The sequence below is a fragment of the Phyllobacterium sp. MT110 genome, assembly GCF_058792715.1.
Genome location: NZ_JBXAFE010000001.1, coordinates 1,148,418 through 1,170,143 on the forward strand (window position 1 = coordinate 1,148,418; position 21,726 = coordinate 1,170,143).

Annotated in this window: 21 protein-coding genes and 1 tRNA gene; 13 read left to right on the forward strand and 9 right to left on the reverse strand. The window is 59.7% G+C overall.

Annotated features, from left to right (window positions below):
* Position 1: 1 nt before the first annotated feature.
* Positions 2 to 667, forward strand: a complete 666-nt coding sequence (locus AC1Q5O_RS06025; protein WP_105733124.1) for a DsbA family oxidoreductase — start codon at positions 2 to 4, stop codon at positions 665 to 667.
* Positions 668 to 693: 26 nt separating this feature from the next.
* On the opposite strand, the gene mfd is transcribed toward AC1Q5O_RS06025, so the two are convergent.
* Positions 694 to 4,191, reverse strand: coding sequence for a transcription-repair coupling factor (gene mfd / locus AC1Q5O_RS06030; RefSeq protein WP_492562131.1), 3,498 nt, complete (start codon positions 4,189 to 4,191; stop codon positions 694 to 696).
* 6 nt (positions 4,192 to 4,197) lie between these two features.
* Positions 4,198 to 4,485, reverse strand: a complete 288-nt coding sequence (locus AC1Q5O_RS06035; protein WP_105732742.1) for an FAD assembly factor SdhE — start codon at positions 4,483 to 4,485, stop codon at positions 4,198 to 4,200.
* 130 nt (positions 4,486 to 4,615) lie between these two features.
* Between AC1Q5O_RS06035 and recG the strand changes: the two genes are divergently transcribed.
* The gene (recG, locus tag AC1Q5O_RS06040; protein WP_492562132.1) at positions 4,616 to 6,724 is read left to right on the forward strand and encodes an ATP-dependent DNA helicase RecG; all 2,109 of its coding nucleotides are present in this window, start codon (positions 4,616 to 4,618) and stop codon (positions 6,722 to 6,724) included.
* Between the two features lies 1 nt (position 6,725).
* Here the strand turns inward: recG and glmS are convergent, their stop codons facing one another.
* The 3 genes from glmS to AC1Q5O_RS06055 all read right to left on the reverse strand — a co-directional run bounded on the left by glmS (position 6,726) and on the right by AC1Q5O_RS06055 (position 10,860).
* Complete coding sequence (glmS, locus tag AC1Q5O_RS06045; RefSeq protein ID WP_492562133.1) at positions 6,726 to 8,549, reverse strand: glutamine--fructose-6-phosphate transaminase (isomerizing); 1,824 nt, start codon at positions 8,547 to 8,549, stop codon at positions 6,726 to 6,728.
* A gap of 106 nt (positions 8,550 to 8,655) precedes the next feature.
* Complete coding sequence (gene glmU, locus AC1Q5O_RS06050) at positions 8,656 to 10,020, reverse strand: bifunctional UDP-N-acetylglucosamine diphosphorylase/glucosamine-1-phosphate N-acetyltransferase GlmU (protein WP_464660471.1); 1,365 nt, start codon at positions 10,018 to 10,020, stop codon at positions 8,656 to 8,658.
* 93 nt (positions 10,021 to 10,113) lie between these two features.
* Positions 10,114 to 10,860 (reverse strand): cytochrome c biogenesis CcdA family protein, encoded by a 747-nt coding sequence (locus tag AC1Q5O_RS06055; protein WP_105732738.1) that lies wholly within the window; start codon positions 10,858 to 10,860, stop codon positions 10,114 to 10,116.
* A gap of 291 nt (positions 10,861 to 11,151) precedes the next feature.
* Here AC1Q5O_RS06055 and AC1Q5O_RS06060 point away from each other — a divergent pair.
* The 4 genes from AC1Q5O_RS06060 (at position 11,152) to AC1Q5O_RS06075 (ending at position 13,221) form a co-directional block, all read left to right on the forward strand.
* Positions 11,152 to 11,227, forward strand: a tRNA-Lys gene (locus AC1Q5O_RS06060).
* A gap of 147 nt (positions 11,228 to 11,374) precedes the next feature.
* Complete coding sequence (locus AC1Q5O_RS06065; protein ID WP_223613308.1) at positions 11,375 to 11,845, forward strand: hypothetical protein; 471 nt, start codon at positions 11,375 to 11,377, stop codon at positions 11,843 to 11,845.
* Between the two features lie 185 nt (positions 11,846 to 12,030).
* On the forward strand, positions 12,031 to 12,492 hold the full coding sequence (locus tag AC1Q5O_RS06070) for a GNAT family N-acetyltransferase (RefSeq protein WP_472461122.1): 462 nt from the start codon (positions 12,031 to 12,033) through the stop codon (positions 12,490 to 12,492).
* A 237-nt stretch (positions 12,493 to 12,729) separates the two neighbouring features.
* Positions 12,730 to 13,221: a histidine kinase gene (locus AC1Q5O_RS06075; RefSeq protein WP_223613306.1), complete on the forward strand. Its 492-nt coding sequence runs from the start codon at positions 12,730 to 12,732 to the stop codon at positions 13,219 to 13,221.
* Positions 13,222 to 13,256: 35 nt separating this feature from the next.
* Here the strand turns inward: AC1Q5O_RS06075 and AC1Q5O_RS06080 are convergent, their stop codons facing one another.
* A complete protein-coding gene (locus tag AC1Q5O_RS06080; RefSeq protein WP_492562134.1) occupies positions 13,257 to 14,108 on the reverse strand; it encodes a LysR family transcriptional regulator in 852 nt (283 codons plus the stop codon).
* Between the two features lie 90 nt (positions 14,109 to 14,198).
* Between AC1Q5O_RS06080 and AC1Q5O_RS06085 the strand changes: the two genes are divergently transcribed.
* The 3 genes from AC1Q5O_RS06085 to AC1Q5O_RS06095 all read left to right on the forward strand — a co-directional run bounded on the left by AC1Q5O_RS06085 (position 14,199) and on the right by AC1Q5O_RS06095 (position 15,936).
* A complete protein-coding gene (locus AC1Q5O_RS06085; RefSeq protein WP_492562135.1) occupies positions 14,199 to 14,663 on the forward strand; it encodes a RidA family protein in 465 nt (154 codons plus the stop codon).
* 26 nt (positions 14,664 to 14,689) lie between these two features.
* Positions 14,690 to 15,478, forward strand: a complete 789-nt coding sequence (locus AC1Q5O_RS06090) for an SDR family oxidoreductase (RefSeq protein WP_492562136.1) — start codon at positions 14,690 to 14,692, stop codon at positions 15,476 to 15,478.
* Between the two features lie 80 nt (positions 15,479 to 15,558).
* Positions 15,559 to 15,936, forward strand: coding sequence for a nuclear transport factor 2 family protein (locus AC1Q5O_RS06095; RefSeq protein ID WP_472461118.1), 378 nt, complete (start codon positions 15,559 to 15,561; stop codon positions 15,934 to 15,936).
* Positions 15,937 to 15,945: 9 nt separating this feature from the next.
* On the opposite strand, the gene AC1Q5O_RS06100 is transcribed toward AC1Q5O_RS06095, so the two are convergent.
* Entirely contained in the window at positions 15,946 to 17,427 is a 1,482-nt protein-coding gene (locus AC1Q5O_RS06100) for an MFS transporter (RefSeq protein ID WP_492562137.1), read from the reverse strand.
* 119 nt (positions 17,428 to 17,546) lie between these two features.
* Here AC1Q5O_RS06100 and AC1Q5O_RS06105 point away from each other — a divergent pair, with 119 nt between their 5' ends.
* Positions 17,547 to 18,086 carry a TetR/AcrR family transcriptional regulator gene (locus tag AC1Q5O_RS06105; RefSeq protein WP_492562138.1) on the forward strand — a complete coding sequence of 180 codons (540 nt, stop codon included), beginning with the start codon at positions 17,547 to 17,549 and terminating at the stop codon, positions 18,084 to 18,086.
* A gap of 3 nt (positions 18,087 to 18,089) precedes the next feature.
* On the opposite strand, the gene AC1Q5O_RS06110 is transcribed toward AC1Q5O_RS06105, so the two are convergent.
* Together AC1Q5O_RS06110 and AC1Q5O_RS06115 are read right to left on the reverse strand one after the other, a co-directional pair.
* Positions 18,090 to 19,502, reverse strand: coding sequence for an ATP-binding protein (locus AC1Q5O_RS06110; protein WP_346305117.1), 1,413 nt, complete (start codon positions 19,500 to 19,502; stop codon positions 18,090 to 18,092).
* Entirely contained in the window at positions 19,499 to 20,215 is a 717-nt protein-coding gene (locus AC1Q5O_RS06115; protein WP_346305116.1) for a response regulator, read from the reverse strand. Before AC1Q5O_RS06115 ends, AC1Q5O_RS06110 begins: the two co-directional genes overlap by 4 nt.
* A 319-nt stretch (positions 20,216 to 20,534) precedes the next feature.
* Here AC1Q5O_RS06115 and AC1Q5O_RS06120 point away from each other — a divergent pair, with 319 nt between their 5' ends.
* From AC1Q5O_RS06120 to AC1Q5O_RS06130, 3 genes are all read left to right on the forward strand, one after another.
* Entirely contained in the window at positions 20,535 to 20,828 is a 294-nt protein-coding gene (locus AC1Q5O_RS06120) for a hypothetical protein (protein ID WP_346305115.1), read from the forward strand.
* A 42-nt stretch (positions 20,829 to 20,870) separates the two neighbouring features.
* Positions 20,871 to 21,098, forward strand: coding sequence for a hypothetical protein (locus AC1Q5O_RS06125; protein WP_403174638.1), 228 nt, complete (start codon positions 20,871 to 20,873; stop codon positions 21,096 to 21,098).
* Positions 21,099 to 21,444: 346 nt separating this feature from the next.
* Positions 21,445 to 21,699: a GlsB/YeaQ/YmgE family stress response membrane protein gene (locus AC1Q5O_RS06130; RefSeq protein WP_105732726.1), complete on the forward strand. Its 255-nt coding sequence runs from the start codon at positions 21,445 to 21,447 to the stop codon at positions 21,697 to 21,699.
* The last annotated feature ends 27 nt before the right edge of the window (positions 21,700 to 21,726 follow it).

Sequence of the window (21,726 nt, forward strand, 5' to 3'; positions counted from 1 at the left end):
CATGACCGAAAAGAAATTTACCATCGACGTTGTGTCGGATGTTGTCTGCCCCTGGTGCTTTGTCGGCCGCAAGCGGCTGGAGAGCGCCCTCGCCCTCAATCCAGATCTGGACGTGACGGTCAACTGGCGTCCGTTTCAGCTGGACCCGACGCTGCCGAAACAGGGCAAGGACCGCAACCGCTACATGACGGAGAAATTCGGCAGCTCGGACCGGATTTTTGAAGTGCATCAGCAATTGATCGAGCTCGGCAAGGAAGAAGGCATCGAGTTCGACTTCGAGGCCATCGAGATTGCCCCCAATACACTGGACGCGCATCGCCTGATCCGCTGGGCCTCGCAGGCCGGTCCCGATATCCAGGACAAGATCGTCGGCATTCTCTTTTCCTATTATTTTGAACAGGGAAAGAACATCGGCGACCATCAGGTGCTGATCGAGGCGGCTGAAGAAGGTGGCATGGACAGCGCCATCGTCGCCAGCCTGCTGCCGACCGATGCGGACAGCGTCGGCGTGCGCCAGGAAATCGACACTGCCAACCAGATCGGCGTGCGCGGTGTGCCCTGCTTCATCCTGGACCAGAAATACGCGGTCATGGGCGCACAGTCCGCCGATGCGCTGGCCGATGCCATCCGCCAGACCGCCGACGGTTTCGAACCCCGCCCGACCTGATATGAAGCGCCGGTGGAGGCTGGCCGCTACGCTGCGGCCAGTTTCGCCAGCTGGGTCATCACGACGGCCGCGCCATTCAGGCGCTTTTCCGCGGTTGGCCAATCGCGCACGAACACGATGCTCTGGTCCGGGCGGATTTTCGCCATCGAGCCCTGCTCGCCGATCATCTTCACCAATGCCGCCGGATTGCTGAACGTCTTGTTGCGGAACTGGATGACGATGCCCTTCGGCCCGGCATCGAGCTTGTCGACATTGGCACGGCGGCACAGCGCCTTGATGTAGACGATCTTGAGCAGATGCTGAACTTCATCAGGCAAAGGTCCGAAACGGTCGATAAGCTCGGCGCCAAAGCCGTCGATATCCTGCAGTTCCTCCAGATCGGCGAGACGGCGATACAGCCCCAGCCGCAATTGCAGGTCCGGCACATAGGTTTCCGGAATCATCACCGCCGTACCGACCGCAATCTGCGGCGACCAGTGACCATCCTCGACCTCACCCGTGCCCTTGATCTCCGCGACCGCCTCTTCCAGCATCTGCTGATAGAGCTCGAAGCCGACTTCCTTGATATGGCCGGACTGTTCTTCGCCGAGCAGATTGCCCGCACCGCGAATATCCATGTCATGGCTCGCCAGCTGGAAACCGGCGCCAAGCGTATCGAGCGATTGCAATACTTTCAGCCGCCGGTCGGCCATCTGCGTCAGCATCTTGTTGGCCGGCAGCGTGAACAGCGCAAAGGCGCGCTGCTTCGACCGGCCGACACGGCCGCGCAGCTGGTAGAGCTGGGCAAGGCCGAACATGTCGGCACGGTGGATGATCAGCGTGTTGGCCGTCGGGATATCAAGACCGGATTCAACGATGGTCGTCGACAACAGCACATCATACTGCCCGTCATAGAAGGCGTTCATGATGTCATCGAGCTCACCGGGCGGCATCTGCCCGTGCGCGACGGCAACTTTTAGCTCCGGCACCTGTGAATCCAGAAAATCCTTGATCTCGCTGAGATCCGAAATGCGCGGGCAGACATAGAAGCTCTGACCGCCGCGATAACGCTCGCGCAGCAATGTTTCGCGGATAACCAGCGGATCGAATGGCGAGACGAACGTGCGCACGGCCATGCGGTCGACCGGTGGCGTGGTGATGAGCGACAATTCGCGAACGCCGGTCAGCGCCAGCTGCAGTGTGCGCGGGATCGGCGTGGCCGACAGGGTCAGCACGTGGACGTCTGATTTGAGATCCTTCAGCCGTTCCTTGTGCTTGACGCCGAAGTGCTGCTCTTCATCGATGATCAGAAGACCGAGATTCTTGAACTTGATGCCCTGCCCGAGCAAGGCATGGGTGCCGACGACAATATCGACCTGTCCCTCAGCAATACCCTTCTTGTTTTCGGCCAGTTCCTTGGCGCCCACCAGCCGCGATGCCTGCGCCACATTGACCGGCAATCCCTGGAAGCGCGTCGAAAAGGTCTTGTAGTGCTGGCGCGACAACAGTGTGGTTGGCACGACCACGGCCACCTGAACCCCGTTGAGCGCCGCGACGAAGGCTGCACGCAGGGCCACTTCCGTCTTGCCGAAGCCGACATCGCCGCAGATCAGCCGGTCCATCGGCTTGCCAAGCGAGAGATCGTCAATGACGGCCTCAATGGCCCGGTCCTGATCTTCCGTCTCCTCATAGGGGAAACGCGCGGCAAACTCGCCGTAGAGACCATCAGGCGGCGTAAGCACGGGGGCGCCGCGCATCTGCCGTTCGGCGGCAATGCGGATGAGGTGGCCGGCAATCTCCAACAGGCGTTTCTTCAGCTTGGCCTTGCGCGCCTGCCAGGCCCCGCCGCCCAGTTTGTCGAGGACTGCCGTCGAGCTTTCCGAGCCAAACCGGGACAGGAGTTCGATGTTTTCAACCGGCAGGAACAGACGGTCATCGCCTGCATAGTGGATTTCCAGGCAATCATGCGGCGCACCGGCCGCCGTGATCGTCCGCAAGCCGACAAACCGGCCGATGCCATGGTCGACGTGCACGACAATATCGCCCGCATTCAGCGCCGCCACTTCGCTGATGAAATCCTGATCGCGCTTGCGGCGCTTGGACCGGCGAATGAGCCGATCGCCCAGAATATCCTGTTCGGCGACCACAACGAGATCGCCCGCATCGAAACCGGTTTCCAGCGACAGGATGCCCGCCGTAATCTTGTCGCGCGCCAGCGCCTTGACCGTGCGCAGGTCTTCGACCAGCTCGATTTTTTCCAGCCCGTGCTCGTTCAGAACCTGGATGAGCCGGTCACGCGAACCTTCGCTCCATGCCGCCAGCAGCACTTTTTTGCCGGCTGCCCGCTCATCGGCGATATGCTTGACCACGCTGTCAAACACATTGGCGTCCTTGGCCGTGCGTTCCTCGACAAAGGTGCGCCCGCGATGGGCGCCGGCGTGAATGACGGAGCGGCCGGTCGCGAACGGCGCATCGAATGGCGAGAAGTCAACGCGCATGCCCGAGGCCACCGCCGCAGCTTCCACCTCTGCCGGTGTCAGGTAGAGCGAGCCCGGCTCGACGGGCTTGTAGGGCACCGCCTCGCCCGGTTCCGTGCCATCCGACTGCTTCTTGCGCGCCTCATAGTGATCGACCACCATCTTGTGACGTTCGGCCATCGCCTCATGCGCCAGATGATCGAAGATGACGGGCATCCGGCCCGCATGGTCGAAGACGGTTTCCATGCGCTCGTAGAACAGCGGCAGCCAGTGTTCCATGCCGGCAAAGCGGCGGCCTTCCGATATCGCCTGATACAGCGCGTCATCGCGCGACGGCGCCCCGAATTTCTGCACATAGTGCGAGCGGAACCGGCTGATCGTCTCAGGCGAGAGCGTGATTTCGCTCATCGGCTGCATCGAGAATTCGGTTTTCTGGCTGGATGTGCGCTGCGATGCGGCATCGAATGTACGGATGGATTCCAACGTATCCCCGAAGAAATCCAGCCGCAGCGGCTCTTCGGCGCCGGGCACGAACAGATCGAGAATACCGCCGCGCACGGCATACTCGCCCACATCCCGCACGGTTGAAACGCGCTCAAACCCATTGTTTTCAAGGCGTTGAACAAGCGCGTTCATGTCAATTCTGTTGCCGGGCTTCGCGAGAAAGAGCTGTTCGGCCAGGACTTTGCGCGGCGGCAGCTTTTGCAGCACCGCATTGGCAGTCGCAAGGATGACGCCGGGGTGTTTCTGGTCGTGCAGCGCGGCAAGGCCGGCCAGAGCCGCCAGGCGCCGCGCCGCCGTGTCCGATCCGGGCGACACGCGGTCATACGGCAGGCAGTCCCAGGCGGGCAGTTGCAGCACCGGCAGATCGGGCTGAACGAAGCTGAGCACCTGTTCGATGTCGGCAACGCGCTGACCATCGCTGGCGATGAACAGCACGGGACCGCCTGCTCCCGCCTCGGCGACCACCTTGGCAAGCGCAAATGCTTCATATCCGTCGACCACACCATCGATGACGACGTGTCCGTTGATATCCGGTTTCAGTCCGAGTTTGGAAAAGGCATTCATGTCGAATCAGAATTTCATTGCGTTGCGGGAAGCCAGAATCCTGTGAAAGATCGGCGTATTGAATTCTTCGGGAACCTCAGCCTCCCCGGTAACCCATTTCAGCAGGTCGCGGTCGAGCGCTTCCATCAGCGCTTCATACTGATCAAGTTCCGCCTCCGTCAGGCTTTCGATGTGCGCATCGGCAAACTGCCCGAGAATCAGATCCATCTCGCGCATGCCGCGATGCCAAGAACGGAAGAGGATTTTGCGCTGTCTTGGCGGCAGATCAACTGTTGAACGACTGCTTCCGGTCATGGACAGTCTCCCTTGAAATATCGTGAAAAGGCTTCGATGGGCGGGAAGCCAAAGGATTGCGGCTGGGTATAGCGCGCATTGACGCCGCTGTCAGCCTTGCAACACGCTTTGAAGACGTTAAACCTAGGGAATGCGTCCTTCACTGCTCGATCCCCTTTTTGCTTCCGTTCGCTCGCTGCCCGGCATCGGGCCGAAAGTGACGGGCCTGCTTGCCACGCTGCTGGGAACGCAGCCACCCGGAACCGAACCGCGCGTCGGCAATCTGGTCTACCTGCCGCCCAACAGCGTCATCGACCGGCGCAATCGTCCCGGTATCGCCCATGCACCGGAAGGCGCCATCGTCACGCTGGAACTGCGTGTCGACCGCCATCAGCCGGCACCAAGCGGGCGAAGCAATGTGCCGCACCGGGTCTTTGCCCACGATGACACGGGAGAAATAGGGCTTGTCTTCTTTCACGCCCAAAAGGCATGGCTCGAAAACGCTCTGCCCGTGGGTGAAACCGTCATCGTCTCCGGCCGCATGGAATGGTTCAACGGCCGTCCGACCATGGTTCACCCCGACCATATCGCCAGCATCGCCGATGCAGCGTCGCTGCCGCTGGTCGAGCCGGTTTATCCGCTGACGGCCGGCCTGTCGCCCAAGTTCCTGGCACGCGGCATACACGAAGCGCTGGCACGCACACCGGAAATGCCCGAGTGGATCGAAGCGCCCGTGCTGGCAAAACATGACTTTCCCGCGCATCGGCAGGCGCTTGAAACGATTCATCGTCCGCAGGACCCTTCCGATATCGCACTGGATCATCCCGCGCGCCAGCGGCTTGCCTATGACGAGTTTCTCGCCGGTCAGCTGGCTCTCGCGCTTGTGCGCCTGAAAACCCGCCGGCTGTCCGGCCGCAAGCTGGAGGGCGACGGCAGCCTGAAAGCCAGGGTCATCGCTGCTTTGCCCTATGATCTGACGGGCAGCCAGCAGCAGGCGATCAAGGAAATCATCGCTGACCTGCGCCAGCCGGAACGGATGCTCAGACTGCTGCAGGGTGACGTGGGATCCGGCAAAACCATCGTCGGCCTGCTGGCCATGGCGCATGCCGCCGAATCCGGCGGACAATCCGCGCTGATGGTGCCCACGGAAGTTCTGGCCCGGCAGCACTATGCCACCATTGCGCCGCTTGCGGCCAAGGCGGGCCTGCGGACAGCCCTGCTGACCGGCCGGGAAAAAGGCCGTGAGCGCGAAGACATTCTTGACGGCCTGCGTTCTGGCGCTATCCACATCGTCATCGGGACGCATGCGCTCTTTCAGGAAAAGGTGAACTACCACGACCTTGTCTTTGTAATCATTGATGAACAACATCGGTTCGGCGTACATCAACGTCTGCTGCTTCAATCCAAGGGATCCGCACCGGACATGCTGGTCATGACAGCGACGCCCATTCCACGCACGCTGGTTCTGACCGCTTTCGGCGATATGGATGTCTCAAAACTGACGGAAAAACCCGCCGGACGCCGGCCGATCACCACCGCCATCCTGCCGATGGAGCGCTTGAGCGAACTGGTCGACCGCATGCGCCGCGCCATCGCCGACGGCCAGAAAATCTACTGGATCTGCCCGCTGGTCGAGGAATCGGAGCTGGTCGACCTGGTTTCGGCCGAAGAGCGTTTCCAGTCGCTGCAGCCCTTGCTGGGCAATCAGATCGGCCTTGTCCACGGCCGCATGACCGGGCCGGAAAAAGACGCCGCCATGCTGGCCTTCAAGAATGGCGAGACACGCCTGCTGATCGCTACCACGGTCATCGAAGTCGGTGTGGACGTGCCGGATGCAACGATCATCGTGATCGAGCATGCCGAGCGGTTCGGTCTTGCCCAGCTGCATCAGCTGCGCGGGCGTGTCGGGCGCGGTGACAAGCCATCGACCTGCCTGCTGCTCTACAAGGGCCCGCTCGGCGAAGTGGCACGGGCGCGCCTGGAAATCATGCGCGAGACGGAAGACGGCTTCCGCATTGCCGAGGAAGACCTGAAGCTGCGCGGTGAAGGCGAATTGCTGGGCACCCGCCAATCCGGCACGCCGGGCTTTCGCCTCGCCAGCATCGAGGCGCATCAGGAGCTTCTCGAAATTGCCAGAAAGGATGCGCGCTATATTCTCGGGCGCGATCCGGAGCTGCAGAGCGCGCGTGGCGAAGCCTTGCGCGTCCTGCTCTATCTCTTCGAGCGCGATGAAGCCGTCCGGCTGCTTCGCGCCGGATGACCTATTCCACCGTGACCGATTTCGCCAGATTGCGCGGCTGATCCACGTCGGTTCCCATGAACACCGCCGTGTAATAGGCCAGCATCTGGATCGGCAGCGCGTAAATGATCGGCGTGATGATTTCGGGCATATCCGGCAAAATGACCGTATGCATGGTTTTCAGCGTGCTTGCCGCCGCGCCGCGCTCATCGGTGATCAGGATGATCTTGCCGCCGCGCGCCGCCACTTCCTGCATGTTCGATACGGTCTTTTCAAACCAGTGATCGTAGGGGGCAATGACGATGACCGGCATGGATTCATCGATCAGCGCGATCGGGCCATGCTTCAACTCGCCCGCCGCATATCCCTCCGCATGAATGTAGGAAATTTCCTTCAGCTTCAGCGCGCCTTCCAGCGCCAGCGGGAAACTCGTGCCACGGCCGAGATAAAGCGCGTGCTTCACCTGCGAGAGATCGCGGCTGATCGCCTCCATCTGCTGCTCGAGTTTCAGGGCCTGCGTGGCATAGCGCGGAATTTCTGACAGTTCATGCACCAGACGCCGCTCGTCTTCTTCCGAAATGGTCCCGCGCATCTTGCCGGCAATAACCGCAAGCGACGCAAGCACCGACAACTGGCAGGTGAACGCCTTGGTGGAGGCAACGCCGACTTCCGGACCGGCCAAGGTCGGGAAGATGGTGTCGGACTCGCGCGCCATGGTCGATTCCCGCACATTGACCACAGAGCTGATGGTCAATCCCTGCTGCTTGCAGTAGCGCAGCGATGCCAGCGTATCGGCGGTTTCACCGGACTGGGAGACAAACAGCGCAAGACTGTCCTTGGACAGGGGCATTTCACGATAGCGGAATTCCGAAGCCACATCGATATCGACGGGAAGCCGCGCGATCTGCTCGAACCAGTATTTGCCGATCAGTCCGGCATAATAGGCCGTTCCGCAGGCGGAGGCTGCAATCCGGTCGACCCTGGCAAAATCGACGGATGCCGCATCGCTGCGGATAATGCCCTTGGAAAAATCGAGATAATTGGCCAGCGTGTGGGAAATCACTTCGGGCTGTTCATGGATTTCCTTTTCCATGAAGTGCCGGTGATTGCCTTTGCTGACGAGGAACGCCGTACCGGCTGATTTTTCGATACGGCGCTGCACGGTTGCACCGGCCTCGTCATAGATCACCACACCCTTGCGCGTCAGCACGGCCCAATCGCCATCTTCCAGATAGGACAGGCGGTCAGTGAACGGGGCAAGCGCAATGGCATCCGAGCCCAGATACATCTCGCCGTCGCCGTAACCGACCGCAAGCGGCGGACCGTTGCGCGCCGCGATCAGCAGGTCGTCTTCGCCCTTGAACATGATGGCAATGGCAAAGGCACCGCGCAGTTGCGGCAAGGTCTGGCGAACGGCTTCAACGGGCGCAAGACCGCGATCCAGCGCACGTGTCACCAGGTGCGCGACCGTCTCCGTATCGGTTTCGGTCTCGAACACGTAGCCGTCTTTTTCCAGCATGCTGCGCAGTTCGGCAAAATTCTCGATGATGCCATTGTGAATGACCGCAAGACGCGGCGTGGTATGCGGGTGCGCATTGCGCACCGTCGGGGCGCCATGCGTGGCCCAGCGGGTGTGGCCGATGCCGATGGTTCCGGAAAGCGGCTGGTCTTTCAGCAGCGTATCGAGATTGACGAGCTTGCCTTCGGCGCGCCGCCGGTCGAGGACACCCTCGTCCAGCGTTGCAACACCGGCGGAATCATAGCCGCGATATTCCAAGCGTTTCAGCGCGTCCACCAGCAAAGGCGCAACCTGCTCGCGTCCGATAATTCCTACAATACCGCACATAAAAAGCTCCGATGGCTCAGGGTCTCGATTTCAACCTGCCTAAAGGGAATCCGTACAGGCAGGAAGTCAAATTCCGTTTCAATGTCTGGCATGAACTGCCAATGCGTTATTCCGCGGCCTTCTTGGCCTTTTTCTGCGCGGCATAGCCTGCGCGCAGCTGAACCGCCCGGCCTTCCTTGTTGACCTGATGTGCCCGGCCAAACGCCAGCGCATCCGCCGGGACATTCTGCGTAATCACGCTGCCCGAAGCGACATAGGCATTGTCGCCAACCGACACCGGCGCGACCAGCGACGTGTTGGAGCCGATAAAAGCACCGACCCCGATCTCCGTCAAAGCCTTGTTATAGCCGTCGTAATTGCAGGTGATCGTTCCGGCACCAATATTGGCATCGGCGCCGACCGTGGCATCGCCGAGATAGGTCAAATGGCTGACCTTTGCGCCGACGCCGATCCTGGTGTTCTTGACCTCGACGAAATTTCCGACCTTGGCATTGGCAGCAAGATCGGCGCCCGGACGCAGACGGGCGAACGGGCCGACATTGGCGCCCGGCCCCACCTTCGCCCGTTCCAGATGGGAAAAGGCATGAATGACGGCGCCTGTCGCCACCGACACCCCCAGACCGAAGACAATATGCGGTTCCAGCACCGCATCGGCTTCAATCAACGTATCATGCGCAAAAAACACGGTCTCCGGCGCCTGCATGCTGACCCCGGCGAGCATCATTGCCCGCCGCTTGCGGTTCTGCCAGATGGCTTCGGCTTCCGCCAGCTCGACGCGGGTGTTGATGCCGATGACATTGTCGACGGCAATATCGATGGCAACGACGGATTTTCCCAGTGCATTGCCGATTTCAACCACGTCCGTCAGATAATATTCGCCCTTGGCGTTGGCATTGGTGACTTTGTCCAGGAGCTGCAGGGCACTGTCGCCACGCAAGGCCATCAGGCCGCCATTGCAGAAACCGATTTTTTTCTCGTCTTCGCTGGCATCCTTGTCTTCGCGGATGGCGATCAGCTTGCCGCCCTTTTCGACCAGACGGCCATAACCCGCCGGGTTGTCCGGCCGGAAGCCCATGACAACGACGTCGGCACCCCGGGCCAATTTGGCCCGTGCCCGATCCAAGGCTGCAGTTTCAATGAGGGGCGTATCGCCGAACACCACAAGGATATCGTCATAGCCGCGCGCGATTGCATCGCGGGCGGCGAGAACCGCGTGGGCGGTGCCGAGCCGTTCAGTCTGTTCGTGCACCGTGACATGGGAAACCACCGATTGCACCGCGTCACGCACCGCATCGGCGCCACGGCCGACAACCAGAGCGATATCGCTGCCCCCGGCGCTGTGAACCGCCTTCGCCACATGCGCTACGATGGGCAGACCGGCGATCGGATGAAGCACTTTCGGCAGCGCTGATTTCATGCGCGTGCCCTCACCGGCGGCAAGAATGACCGAGAGGCAGGTACGTGATGTCATTGTCAGAATTCCGGATCCGTTTTGGCTCGACACAGTTTTACGCCCGATCGTGGCATAATCCCGGTTGCCAATGCATGAACAAGTTCCGCTTCTTTAGCCGAGTTGGCCAAGGATGGGAAATGTTTCAAGCAGCCAGAAAGAGAATGTCTGCAATCCGCCGGTCAGGAACAACACGCCGGTGATGACCAGCAGCCCGCCCATCACCTTTTCCACCTTGCCGAGATGCATGCGGAAGCGCGTGAGGAACCGCATGAAGTAGCCGGAAAACAGGGCGGCGATGATAAAGGGAATGCCGAGGCCCAGCGAATAGATGGCAAGCAGCAGTGCCCCGTCGGAAACCGTATCGCGGCCGCCCGCAAGGGCAAGGATCGGCCCGAGAACCGGCCCGATGCAGGGCGTCCAGCCGAAGGCGAAGGCCAGTCCCATGACATAGGCAGCCAGCGGGTTTGCCGGCTTGCCCTTGGTCTGGAACCGCGCTTCGCGCGACAGGAAGGCAAGGCGGAACACGCCGAGGAAATTCAGCCCCATCAGGATGATGACGACACCGGCGGCAATGGCGATCTCCTGCTGCCACATGCGCAGCAGTCCGCCGATCGTCGAGGCGCCCGCCCCCAGCAGCACGAAAACAGTCGAAAACCCGAGAACGAAACAGAAGGATGAAAGCAACAGCGCCTGCCGCACCGGTGAAACGCGGGCAGCGGGCTGATCGGAACGGAAATCCTCCACGGTCACGCCGGCCATGTAGCAGAGATAAGGCGGTACAAGCGGCAACACGCAGGGAGACAAGAACGACAGCGCACCGGCACCGGCAGCGGTCAGATAGGATACATCAAGCGCCATATGCGCTCCTCGTTTGGCATTTCAATTCTGATGGAAGCTGCCATAGGCCGAATCCCCCACAAATTCCAATCACCTTTTCGCCAGTTCGGCACACGGATGCGCTGTGATTGTCGCCACCAGCAGCGCCAACCCCGCGTAAAATGCCTCCGATGCCCGGAAAAACCGTGGGCAGGGCAAAAACAGGGCTTAATCTTGCAAAATCAGTGCACAATAGCTGTTGACCAATGCCGATGTCATCCCTATGTTCCGCCGCAATTCCCAAGGGGTAGCGCAAGCGCCTTCCCTGCCTGGGAGCGCGTAGCTCAGCCGGTAGAGCAACTGACTTTTAATCAGTAGGTCCGGGGTTCGAACCCCCGCGCGCTCACCATCAGCTCAACCATTCACCTCTACCAATTGCCAATCGGCCGCCCAAGCGCCCGACAGGGACAGGCGTGGGCCTATACCCGTCGATCAGACCGCAGTAAGATTGGGCCGGAACCGTCAATAAGCGGTGCCGTGGGGACCAAAACAAAAAATGAACGGAAACATCAAGGACAAGAACAGAGCCCTGATCCGGCTCGTCTACGAAAAAACACGCAGCGACGGGCCGCAATCAATGGCCCCGTTGCTTGACAGTGATTTCGTGGCCCGCATCGGCGACAGCGTGCCATGGGGTGGCGTTTACACCGGCCCGGAACACTATCTGAGCACGTGCGTGCGCCAGTATTCGCTCTACCTCGAACCGACATCCGTCGTCTATGAAACCCTGAATTGCCAGGATGACGAAGTACACGCACTCGTTCATCTCAAGATGCATGAAGGCGATGCGACGGTGCCCTTTCTCCACACCTGGACGATTCGCGGTGAAAAGCTCATCCATCTCAATTCCGTCTGCCTGCAGCCGGCTCTCCTGTCCGGCTCCCTCCTGTCGATCCGCAGAAGGCGGCCAAAACGTCTGAAACTCTACGAACGCCTGATGACGATCAAGCGGCGTCAGAATATATGAGCGCGCGAGCTGGACTAGCTGTTCTGGCACAAGATCAATAAAACCATCGCCGGCACGCGCGCCTGCCCCGCGCGCCGGCAACACCAAAAATATCTGAAATACCCATTGTCCCCGGGCCGTTTCGTGTTTTAGCTTCCTTTCGGCCGACCGCCCCTACACTTTCCCCGAGAATGCAGGATGAACACATGACCAACGATCTTCTCGTTCGCCCCGTCACCCGTCAGGATTATGACCAGTGGCTACCGCTTTGGGATGGTTACAATGCGTTTTACGGACGGTCGGGCCCGACAGCGCTGGCGGCGGACATCACCCGCACAACCTGGGAACGATTCTTCGATGCCTATGAGCCGGTCAATGCCCTTGTTGCGGAGAGCGGCGGACAGCTTCTGGGGCTGACGCACTACATCTTTCACCGCAGCACCATTTCGATTGCGCCAAACTGCTATCTGCAAGACCTGTTCACCACTGAGGCGGCACGAGGAAAGGGCGTCGGCAGAGCCCTGATCAACGGCGTTTACGAACGGGCGCAGCTTGCGGGGTCCCCTCGGGTTTATTGGCTCACCCACGAGACCAATCACACCGCCATGGAACTCTACAACAAAGTGGCGGATCATTCCGGCTTTGTAGTTTATCGAAAGATGTTTTGAAGGCGCCACTCCTGCTAAAGGTCAATCTTCAACCTATGGGCTGATATTCAACATACTCAGAAATAAAAAATTTTGTTCTTGGTGAAAATTACCACGAATTACTATTGTTATTGTTCATATATGTGCAATAACTTACCGATATACTTCTGATATATCCAGAAAACCTGAAAGAAAAAAGCGAATTGGGAATAGTCCGCAATTCGTGATGCTCTGCGTTACAACCCAAGGGGAATTCATATGAAGAAAATTTTGCTGGCGACCATGATCGCACTGGCGCCTGCTGCGGCGCCCGCCGCGACCCTCACCTTTCCGAGCGAGGCGCCGGTCGCGTCGATCACCATTCCGAATAGCTGGGGACCCAAGGAAACCGAAGGTGGGATCGACGCCACATCCGATGATTCGGCCATCTATCTCTCCGTCGATGTGGCCGATGCCAAAACATCCGACAAGGTGATCAGTGACGCCATCGATTTTCTGACGGAAAACGGCGTGAAGATCGATGACTCCACCAAGAAGACCTCAACGGACCAGATCAACGGAATGGACATGACCAATCTGGACTGGAGCGGCACGGACAAGGAAGGTGCCGTGAACATCGGACTGTCATTTGCCGCGCCCACACCGGACAAGCTCCTTGTCATCACCTATTGGGGTTCCAAGGGCACACAGGAAAAACACGCGCCCGAACTGCTGGCAATCATCGGTTCGCTCAAGCCGGCCGCAAAATAACATAACCCAAGACGGGAGTGTCCTGACTGCGGAAGTCAGGACACCAGTTTTTCCCGCAGAAACACCCCGAGTTCCCGCACGATCTTGGATGGGTCCTTGCCGACGAACAGTCCGAAATCGGCGCTTGGCGCCTCCGGCAGGTTGCGGCCGCTGTCAATCGTTTCGCAATCAGCTGGTATGCTTTCCGGCAGCATGAGACTGTAGCCAAGTCCGGCACGCAAGGCGCCGATGAGAGCACCATAGCTCGAGACCCGGCACGCCATGGACCATGCGACCCCGGCGCTGGCAAACGCCACCGTTGTCTTGTCCTGCCAGGTGCAGGAACCTTCGAAGACGATGAGCGGGATGGGATCACCCTCACCGACGTCGATCAAACGGCTGCCGCTCCAGACCAGTTGCCGCGACCAGTGAAAAAACGGCGCAAACGAAAAGCGCGATGGATCGGCAACAACAATATCCAGCTTGCCCGCCTGAAGATCATGGCTGAGCTCGCCGCTGTGCGCCGTGACGAGATCAAGTTCCACCTGTGGAAATCGCTTGCGAAATTCCGCCAGCAGAATGGGCAACCGTGTAACGACAAGGTCTTCAATCAGCCCGAGCCTCACCCGCCCGACCAGCTGGCGTCCCTCGATCTGCTGACGTGCATCTTCGCCAAGCGCAATGAGCCTGCGGGCGTAAGCGACGAGAATTTCGCCTGAATCGGTCAGTGACACACCGCGTGACGAACGCTTGAGAAGCTGCGTGCCGAGATCCGCCTCCAGCCGTTTGAGCTGCATGCTGACTGCCGCCTGCGTGCGCGCCAGTTTCTCCGCCGCACCGCTGACGGTACCCGTTTCGGCAACCACGAGCAGCGCTCGCAACAGGTGCGGATCAAGATTCATGTCCATTAAGAAACCTTATATCGATATAAGCAATATCAAGATACATTATCTCTATCAGGCATGGCAAGAAATGCTCCCCAGCATAAGGAGATTGCCTTGACGAGTTTCCGTGACCGTTTTGAACAGACCGGCCTGATCTGGCCGGATATCGTACCAGCCGACTTTCCCTTCGCACCGGCTATCCGCGTCGACAATGTCGTCTATATCTCCGGCCAGATACCCGAGGCGGGAGGAGACATCGCCTACACAGGCAAAGTCGGCGAAACGATCAGCCTCGAAGAGGCGAAACAGGCGGCCGCGATGTGCGCTGCCAACATCCTGTTCTGGCTGAGCCGGGAATTGGACGGCGATCTGAGCCGGGTCGTCCAGGTAGCCAAGATCACGGTTTACGTGAACGCCGTCGCCGGGTTCAGCGATTATTCAACGGTTGGCAATGGCGCATCCGAACTGTTGCTCAAAGTGCTGGGTGACAGGGGCAGACATGCCCGTGCGGCCATCGGCATGGCGGGCCTGCCCCTGAATGTCCCGGTCGAAGTGGATGCCATCATCCATGTCCGCTAACCCATTGAAAAAGTGAGAACTCTACCATGAACCTTGGACTGGAAGGAAAACGGGCGCTTGTGCTCGGCGGTAACAAGGGGCTCGGCCGTGGCGTCGCCAGCGCCCTGGCCGAAAACGGCGCGGTTGTCGCCATCGCCGGACGGGACGATGCGGCGTTGAACGCCACGGTCAGTGCGCTGCGCGTGCATTCGCCCCGCTCCTTCGCCCTCAACGCCGATCTTGCCGATCCGGTGGCTTTGGCTGCCATGCTTGATCGTGTTGATGAGGCGATGGGCGGCATCGACATCCTGCTGCTGAATGGCGGCGGGCCGCCGCCGTTTCCGGCCGCCTCGCTGAATATTGTCCAATGGCGCACCCAGTTCGAAGCCATGTTCCTGTCCGGCGTGCGTATCGCCGCGCATTTTCTGCCGGGGATGCGCGAGCGGCATTGGGGCCGCATCCTCGTGGTGTCGTCCACCAGCGTCCGGGAGCCGATTGCCGGCCTGACCGCATCCAACGCGTTGCGCGCTGCCGTTGCCGGCTGGGCAAAGAGCCTTGCCGGCGAAGTCGCTGCCGATGGGATAACGGTCAATCTGCTGCTCGCGGGACGCCTCGCCACGGCACGCACCGACATGCTGGATCGCATGGATGCCGAAGCACGGGGTGTTGACGTCGCCGTCATTGCCGCAGAGAGCCAGGCGGATGTGCCTGTCGGCCGCTACGGAACGGCGGATGAGTTCGGCGCAGTGGCTGCCTTTCTCGCCAGCGAAAAGGCTTCCTACGTCACCGGGGCGGCAATACCGGTGGATGGCGGCTTGTCGCACGCGATCATCTGAATGAAGCTTTGTTTATGCGGAGCCGGACCTGTATCATGGGCCGGCCACCGCAAAAATCATCCAATCGAAGGAACAGCCCCATGCCGGAACGCAGCCGCGTCGATGCTTTTGTTGCAACTGTCGTCAGCGGTGATCATGTGAAAGCAATCACCGATTTCTATCATGAAAATGCCTCCATGCAGGAGCCCGGCAAGGAACCGCGCCGCGGCCGCGAGCTGCTTGAAAACCACGAACAGAACGCGCTCGACCGGCTGGACCGGATGTATACGCACCCGGCCCGCGCCGTCCTCATCGACGGCGACACCGTCGTCATTCAGTGGATATTCGACGCGACATCCAGGGATGGCGTGACCCGGCGTCTCGAAGAACTCGCGCTGCAGCGCTGGCAGGGTGACCGCATCATCGAAGAACGTTTCTTCTATGACACCGCGTCGGCATGGGCCGTGGTCCAGCCATAACGCTGCAAATCAGCTTCTGCCTGCCCGTGTTGCCAGCTTGATTGCCGTTGCCGTGAGGATCAGCGTGGCGGAAGCCACAACAATGACCGAGGTGAACGCGCTTTCGAAGGCATCCCGGGCAAAGCCGACCAAGGCGGATGCGACGTCCGGTGCGAGCCCCTTCGCATAGATCAACGCCTCATCGAGGCTGTCATAGACCATCACCGGCGCATTCATGCTGTCAGGCAGCGTCAGGCTGATGCTGTAGATCGTCGACATGAGACTGCCGAGCAAGGCGACACCCATGGCACCGCCGAGTTCGTAGGACACTTCTTCAATCGAGGCCACCGTACCGGCGCTTTCTTCCGGCGTGTTGAGCATGATGGCGCTTGACGCCGCCGTCATGGCCGCACCGAAACCGAAGCCGAGAACGGCAAGGCTTGCAATCTGCACGAGCGGCCTCGCGTCATGGACATAGAGCAGGCTGGCAACGCCGAGCCCCGCCGCTGCAAGACTGACCCACATGATAGGTTCCGAGCCAAGGCGCGGCAGCGCCAGGCCCGCCAGCGGACCCGCTGCGAAGGCAGCGAGCGGCACCGGCAGGATCAGAAGCCCCGCTTCGAGCGGCGACAGGCCCATGACCAGCTGAAAACGCTGGCTCAGCACCAGTTCCATGCCCACGAGCGTGAGCGAGGCGATGAAGGCGGTCGCGACACCCGACGAGAATCTCCGGTTCCGGAACAATCTGAAATCAATCATCGGTTGCGCCGAGCGTCCCTGCCGCCGGACAAACAGCCACAGGAAGACGATGCCAATCATCGCAGCAACCAGTGCCGCCGCGTAAACCGGTGTTTGCTTGCCGAATTCCTTGATCGCATAGGTCACGCCGACAAGCCCGACCATGATCTGCGCGGACGCGACGAGATCCCAGGGGCGCGTCTTATCGCCCGCGCGGTTGGGAATGATCCACAGCGTGAAAACCAGCGCCACGACGACGATGGGGACGTTGATCAGGAAAACCGAGCCCCACCAGAAATATTCGAGCAGGACACCGCCCAGCACGGGGCCGACGGCCGCGCCGCCCGATGCAATTGCCGCCCAGATGCCAATGGCAAAAGCGCGCTCCCGCTCGTCGGCAAAGGTCTGCCGGACGATGGAAAGCGTGGCCGGCATCATCATGGCTGCACCCACGGCCAGCAAGGCGCGCGAAGCGATGAGCACCCCGCTTGTCGGGGAGAATGCGGCTGCCAGCGAGGCAACGCCAAACACGACGAGGCCGCCGGCAAACAATTTCTTGTTGCCGATCCGGTCACCAAGCGCGCCGGCACCGGGCAGTAAGCCGGCGACAACCAGCGGATAGGCGTTGACGATCCACAGCTTGGCCGAGGCCGAAGCATGAAGATCACGGGTCAGACGCGGCAGAGCCGTGTAGAGAACTGTCATGTCGATGACGACGAGGAACAGCGCGCTGGAGACGATCGCAAGGACCAGCCAGCGGTTTTGGGGTAGCATTTTTTCACCATTGGAGCTTTTGCCGCTCCCGTTATATTTGCGGTCATGCATTGATTGGATATCGCTGCATCGCGGTATATATAAATACGTTCGTATTGAAATGGAAGAGGAAGACTGTTTTGGGCCGGAAACGCACGATTGATCGGGGCAAGGTTCTCGATGCGGCAGAAGCCGTGGTGAGCAAGGTCGGCGCTGCGGCGCTCACCATCGATGCGGTGGCGAAAGCGGCCGGGATCACCAAGGGCGGCGTGCAATATTGCTTCGGCACCAAGGGCGCCCTTATTGATGCAATGCTGGAACGCTGGGGTGAAGCCTATGATGCGGAAGTCGTGCAACTCACCCAGGGAACCCCGGTTTCGCCGATCCGCGCCCATCTGGAAGCCACGCGCAAAGGCGACGAAAGCTCCAACGCCAAGGCGGCAAGCCTGATGTCATCCCTGATCCAGACACCGGAGCACCTTGCAAGCACCCGCGCCTGGTACAAAACCAGAATGGCGGATTTCGACCTGTCAACCGAAGCGGGCCGCCGCGCGCGCATCGCCTTCATCGCCACGGAAGGCATTTTCATGCTGCGCTTCTTCGGCTTCATGGAAATCGGCGACCGGGACTGGAACGCCGTCTTTGACGACATCCAATCCTTTGTGCTGGCCGGGCAATAGGCGTCAGGATGCCAGAGGGATTGTCAGCTCCGCCCGCAATCCGCCCTCGGGATCGTTTTCAAGCTTGATGTCGCCGCCGCTGCGCCGGGCAATGTTGCGAGCGATGGTCAGGCCAAGACCAAACCCGCCCGTTTGCCGGTTGCGCGACCCCTCCACCCGCCGGAATGGCTGGAACACCTCGTCCAGCTTGGCCTGCGGAATACCGGGACCGTGATCCTTGATAACCAGGACAATCTCATTACCGGCCAGCTTCAGACTGACATCAGCCCTTTCGCCGTAGGCCACCGCATTGTCAATCAGATTGGTGACACAGCGGCGCAAGGCGATCGGCCGCCCGGTGCAGATGAGCTTGCGCGAGCCGATGCCCTTCTTTTCAAACGTCACTTGCGGATAATTATCGACGATTGAGTCGACCAGAGACCAGAAATCGATCTTTTCCTGTTCTTCATCGACCACTTCATAGGTGGCGAAGTCGATGACCGAACGGGAAATCGCCTCGATATCGTTGAGATCCTGCATCAATGACTGGCGCAGCTGGGATTTGCGCAGCAATTCAAGCCGCAGGCGAATGCGGGTCAACGGCGTGCGCAAATCATGGGCAAGCGCCGCTGCCAATTGTTCACGGTCAGCCACATATTCGCGCAGTTGGGCCTGCATGGCATTGACGGCCCGCGCCGCCGATTTGTACTCGGTGCTGCCGAATTCCGGCAAAGGTGGAATTTTGACATCCTCGCCGATGCGCTTGACCGCGCTTTCCAATGCGCGATACGGCGCCGTCAGCCGGCGCATCGCCCAGATCGACAAGATGATGACAATGGCCGCGACCGCGCCGAACAATGGCAGTGTCTGCACGGTGAGGATCGGATCGATGGGCGAAACCGGCGTCACGAAGTTCAGCCATTGGCCGTCGCTGAATTCGATGGATGCGATCAGGCCGCCGCTCTTGCTGAAATCCTGCGCGAGCGCCGACAGCTGCTTTTCGACGACGCCGACATCGGCACCGGGCGTGCTGGAATCCGTATCGGTTTCCGGTGTGGCGTTGGGCGATTCGCGGCGAACCCGAGCATCCGTCACGCCAAAGGCTGAAAACCGCGCGACAAGCACGTCTTCAAGCTCGGCCAGATTGTCATCGGATGCAATCGCCGATGTCACGGCCGGATCATCCGACATATAGAGCGGGCTGGACGCATTCGACATGGCGCCGGCAAGACGGGTGCGCTCCGGCGGTGGTGCGGCGTAGAGCAGCTTGACCAGCGTGTACGCCCGCTCGCTCAGGCGAAACAGCTCAAGGATGTTGTTGCCTTCGCTGCGGTCACGCGAGACGATGGACAGTGTGGCGATCTGCGTGGTGATCAGTCCGGCAATCAGGATCAGCAGGATCCAGCTTGGCAGGGACTGGGGCAGAAACCGCTTCATTCCGCCACGACTTCCGGCACGAACTGATAACCGCCGCCGCGAATGGTCAGGATCAGTTTCGGCGACCGCGGATCGTCTTCCATCTTGCGGCGCAGGCGGCTGATCAGAATATCGATGCTGCGATCATATCCGTAAGCGACATTGCTCCCCGCAAGCTCCATCAACTGATCGCGGCTGAGCATGCGCTGCGCACTCTTGACCAGCGTTTCCAGCAGATTGAATTCGCCGCTGGTCAGTTCCACCCGCACATTGTCGGGCGACACCAGCCGGCGGCGCGAACAATCCATCGTCCATCCGGCAAATTTATAAACCTGCGGCTCGATCCGCCGGTCCGGGCCCGGGCCGTCCAGACGGCGCAGAACCGCCCTCACCCGTGCCAGCAGCTCGCGCGGATCGAACGGTTTCGACACATAGTCATCTGCCCCCATCTCCAGCCCGACGACGCGGTCTGTGGTTTCCGTGATGGCCGTCAGCATGATGATCGGCACGCGTGAGTGCATGCGGATATCCCGGCAAATCTCCATGCCGCTCTTGCCCGGCAGCATCACATCGAGAATGAGCAGGTCGACGGGCGTGCGCGAAAAGATGGCCTGCATCTCTTCACTGTCCCTGGCGACGGAGACACGCATGCCGCGCTTTTTCAAAAACTCGTGCAGCAGATCGCGAATGGCATCGTCATCGTCGACAATCAGGATATGCGGCTCAGATTTCATGCGAATCTTTCAACGTGTCAGGCCTAGTGGAACGAATTTGACATTCGCATCCCATTTGACATCACGCGGAACATGCAAATGTCAGAATCGGACCACTAGCTTTGATTATCCGGCAACAAGATAAAGGCCGAAATCCGCATTGACCAGCCGCCCCTGATCACTTCCCGGCGATTTACCGCCGCTTCCCGCTTTCAGAAACAATCCAGAAACAAAACACTACAGAGCGGAAAAACGCGCGCAATAGTCATGCCCGATAACAGGCACACCGGACCTGTTCGCAACCACTGAACAGGACAACACTCGAACGCCAAAGGGTTTTATGCGCAACGTTCTGACCATATCGACACTCATTCTGACCGGCGCGCTGTATGCCGCTGCGCCAGTCGACCTGTCGATGGCTGATGAAACGCTGACCCGTTCCGAGCTTTGCGGCAAACTTCAGCTGCAAACTCAACAAGCCATCACCGAACACGCCGAGGCAAAACGGGCAGCCAAGGCGAGAGCACTTCAACGCAGGGCGACAAGGTTTTGTGCAAGCAACAAGCAGGCACAAGGCATCAGAACGTTCGCACAAGCGTTGAAACTGCTCGGTGTGCAGCCGATTGATGACTGATCGACTGTGTCCCATGAGCCCACATCAAAAGGAAACTGACCTATGAAAAAGTCCCTCTACACAGCTCTCGGCCTTGCTGTTGCTCTCGCTGTTTCGGCTCCGGTTCTGACAGCTTCCAGCGCCAACGCAGCCACTGCTGCCGCACCGGCAGCCGCAGCAGCACCAGCTGCTACCAAGCACACTGCAAAGAAGCATGCTGTTAAAAAGACCCACAAGCACAAGACCCACAAGAAGGCCGCTGCCAAGAAGGCCCCTGCCAAGAAAATGTAATCTTCCTGGCCCGCAATTCTTGAATTGCCTGCAACTATGCCGGTCGTGGGAAACCATAGCCGGCATAGCTTTTTCAAGCGTTTCTCGCTTCTTCCCAAATTTTGCTGAGACCGCAAGAAGCGCAATGATTTCCGGGTGATAGTGCCTTGGCTGCCCGCCAGATTGCTTCAATGCACTATATATTGCGGTGTTTGATCGCCATCCATACAAGTTTTATTATCCAAAACAGATTTCCCATCGTAAAATCCTTGTGATGATTCTACGGCCGATCCCGGATCGCCCATGAAGAGCGGCATCCACGGTCTGCAGGACCATCGTAACGCAACCGGCATGTGGAGAGACGACTATGGGTGGAGAATCACTTCTTATTTTCCTGTTAGTGGGACTGATCGCTGGGTGGCTGGCGAGTCAGCTTGTCAGTGGGGGCGGCTTTGGCCTCATCGGCGATCTGATCATCGGCGTTATCGGCGCATTCATAGCGGGATATCTCCTGCCGCGTCTGGGCATATCGCTGGGTGCCGGAATTCTGGGCGCCGTTATTTCGGCGACAATCGGCGCCGTCATCCTCCTCATCATTCTTCGCGCCGTTAAGCGAGCCTGACGATACCAGCCATTGAAAACGACAAAG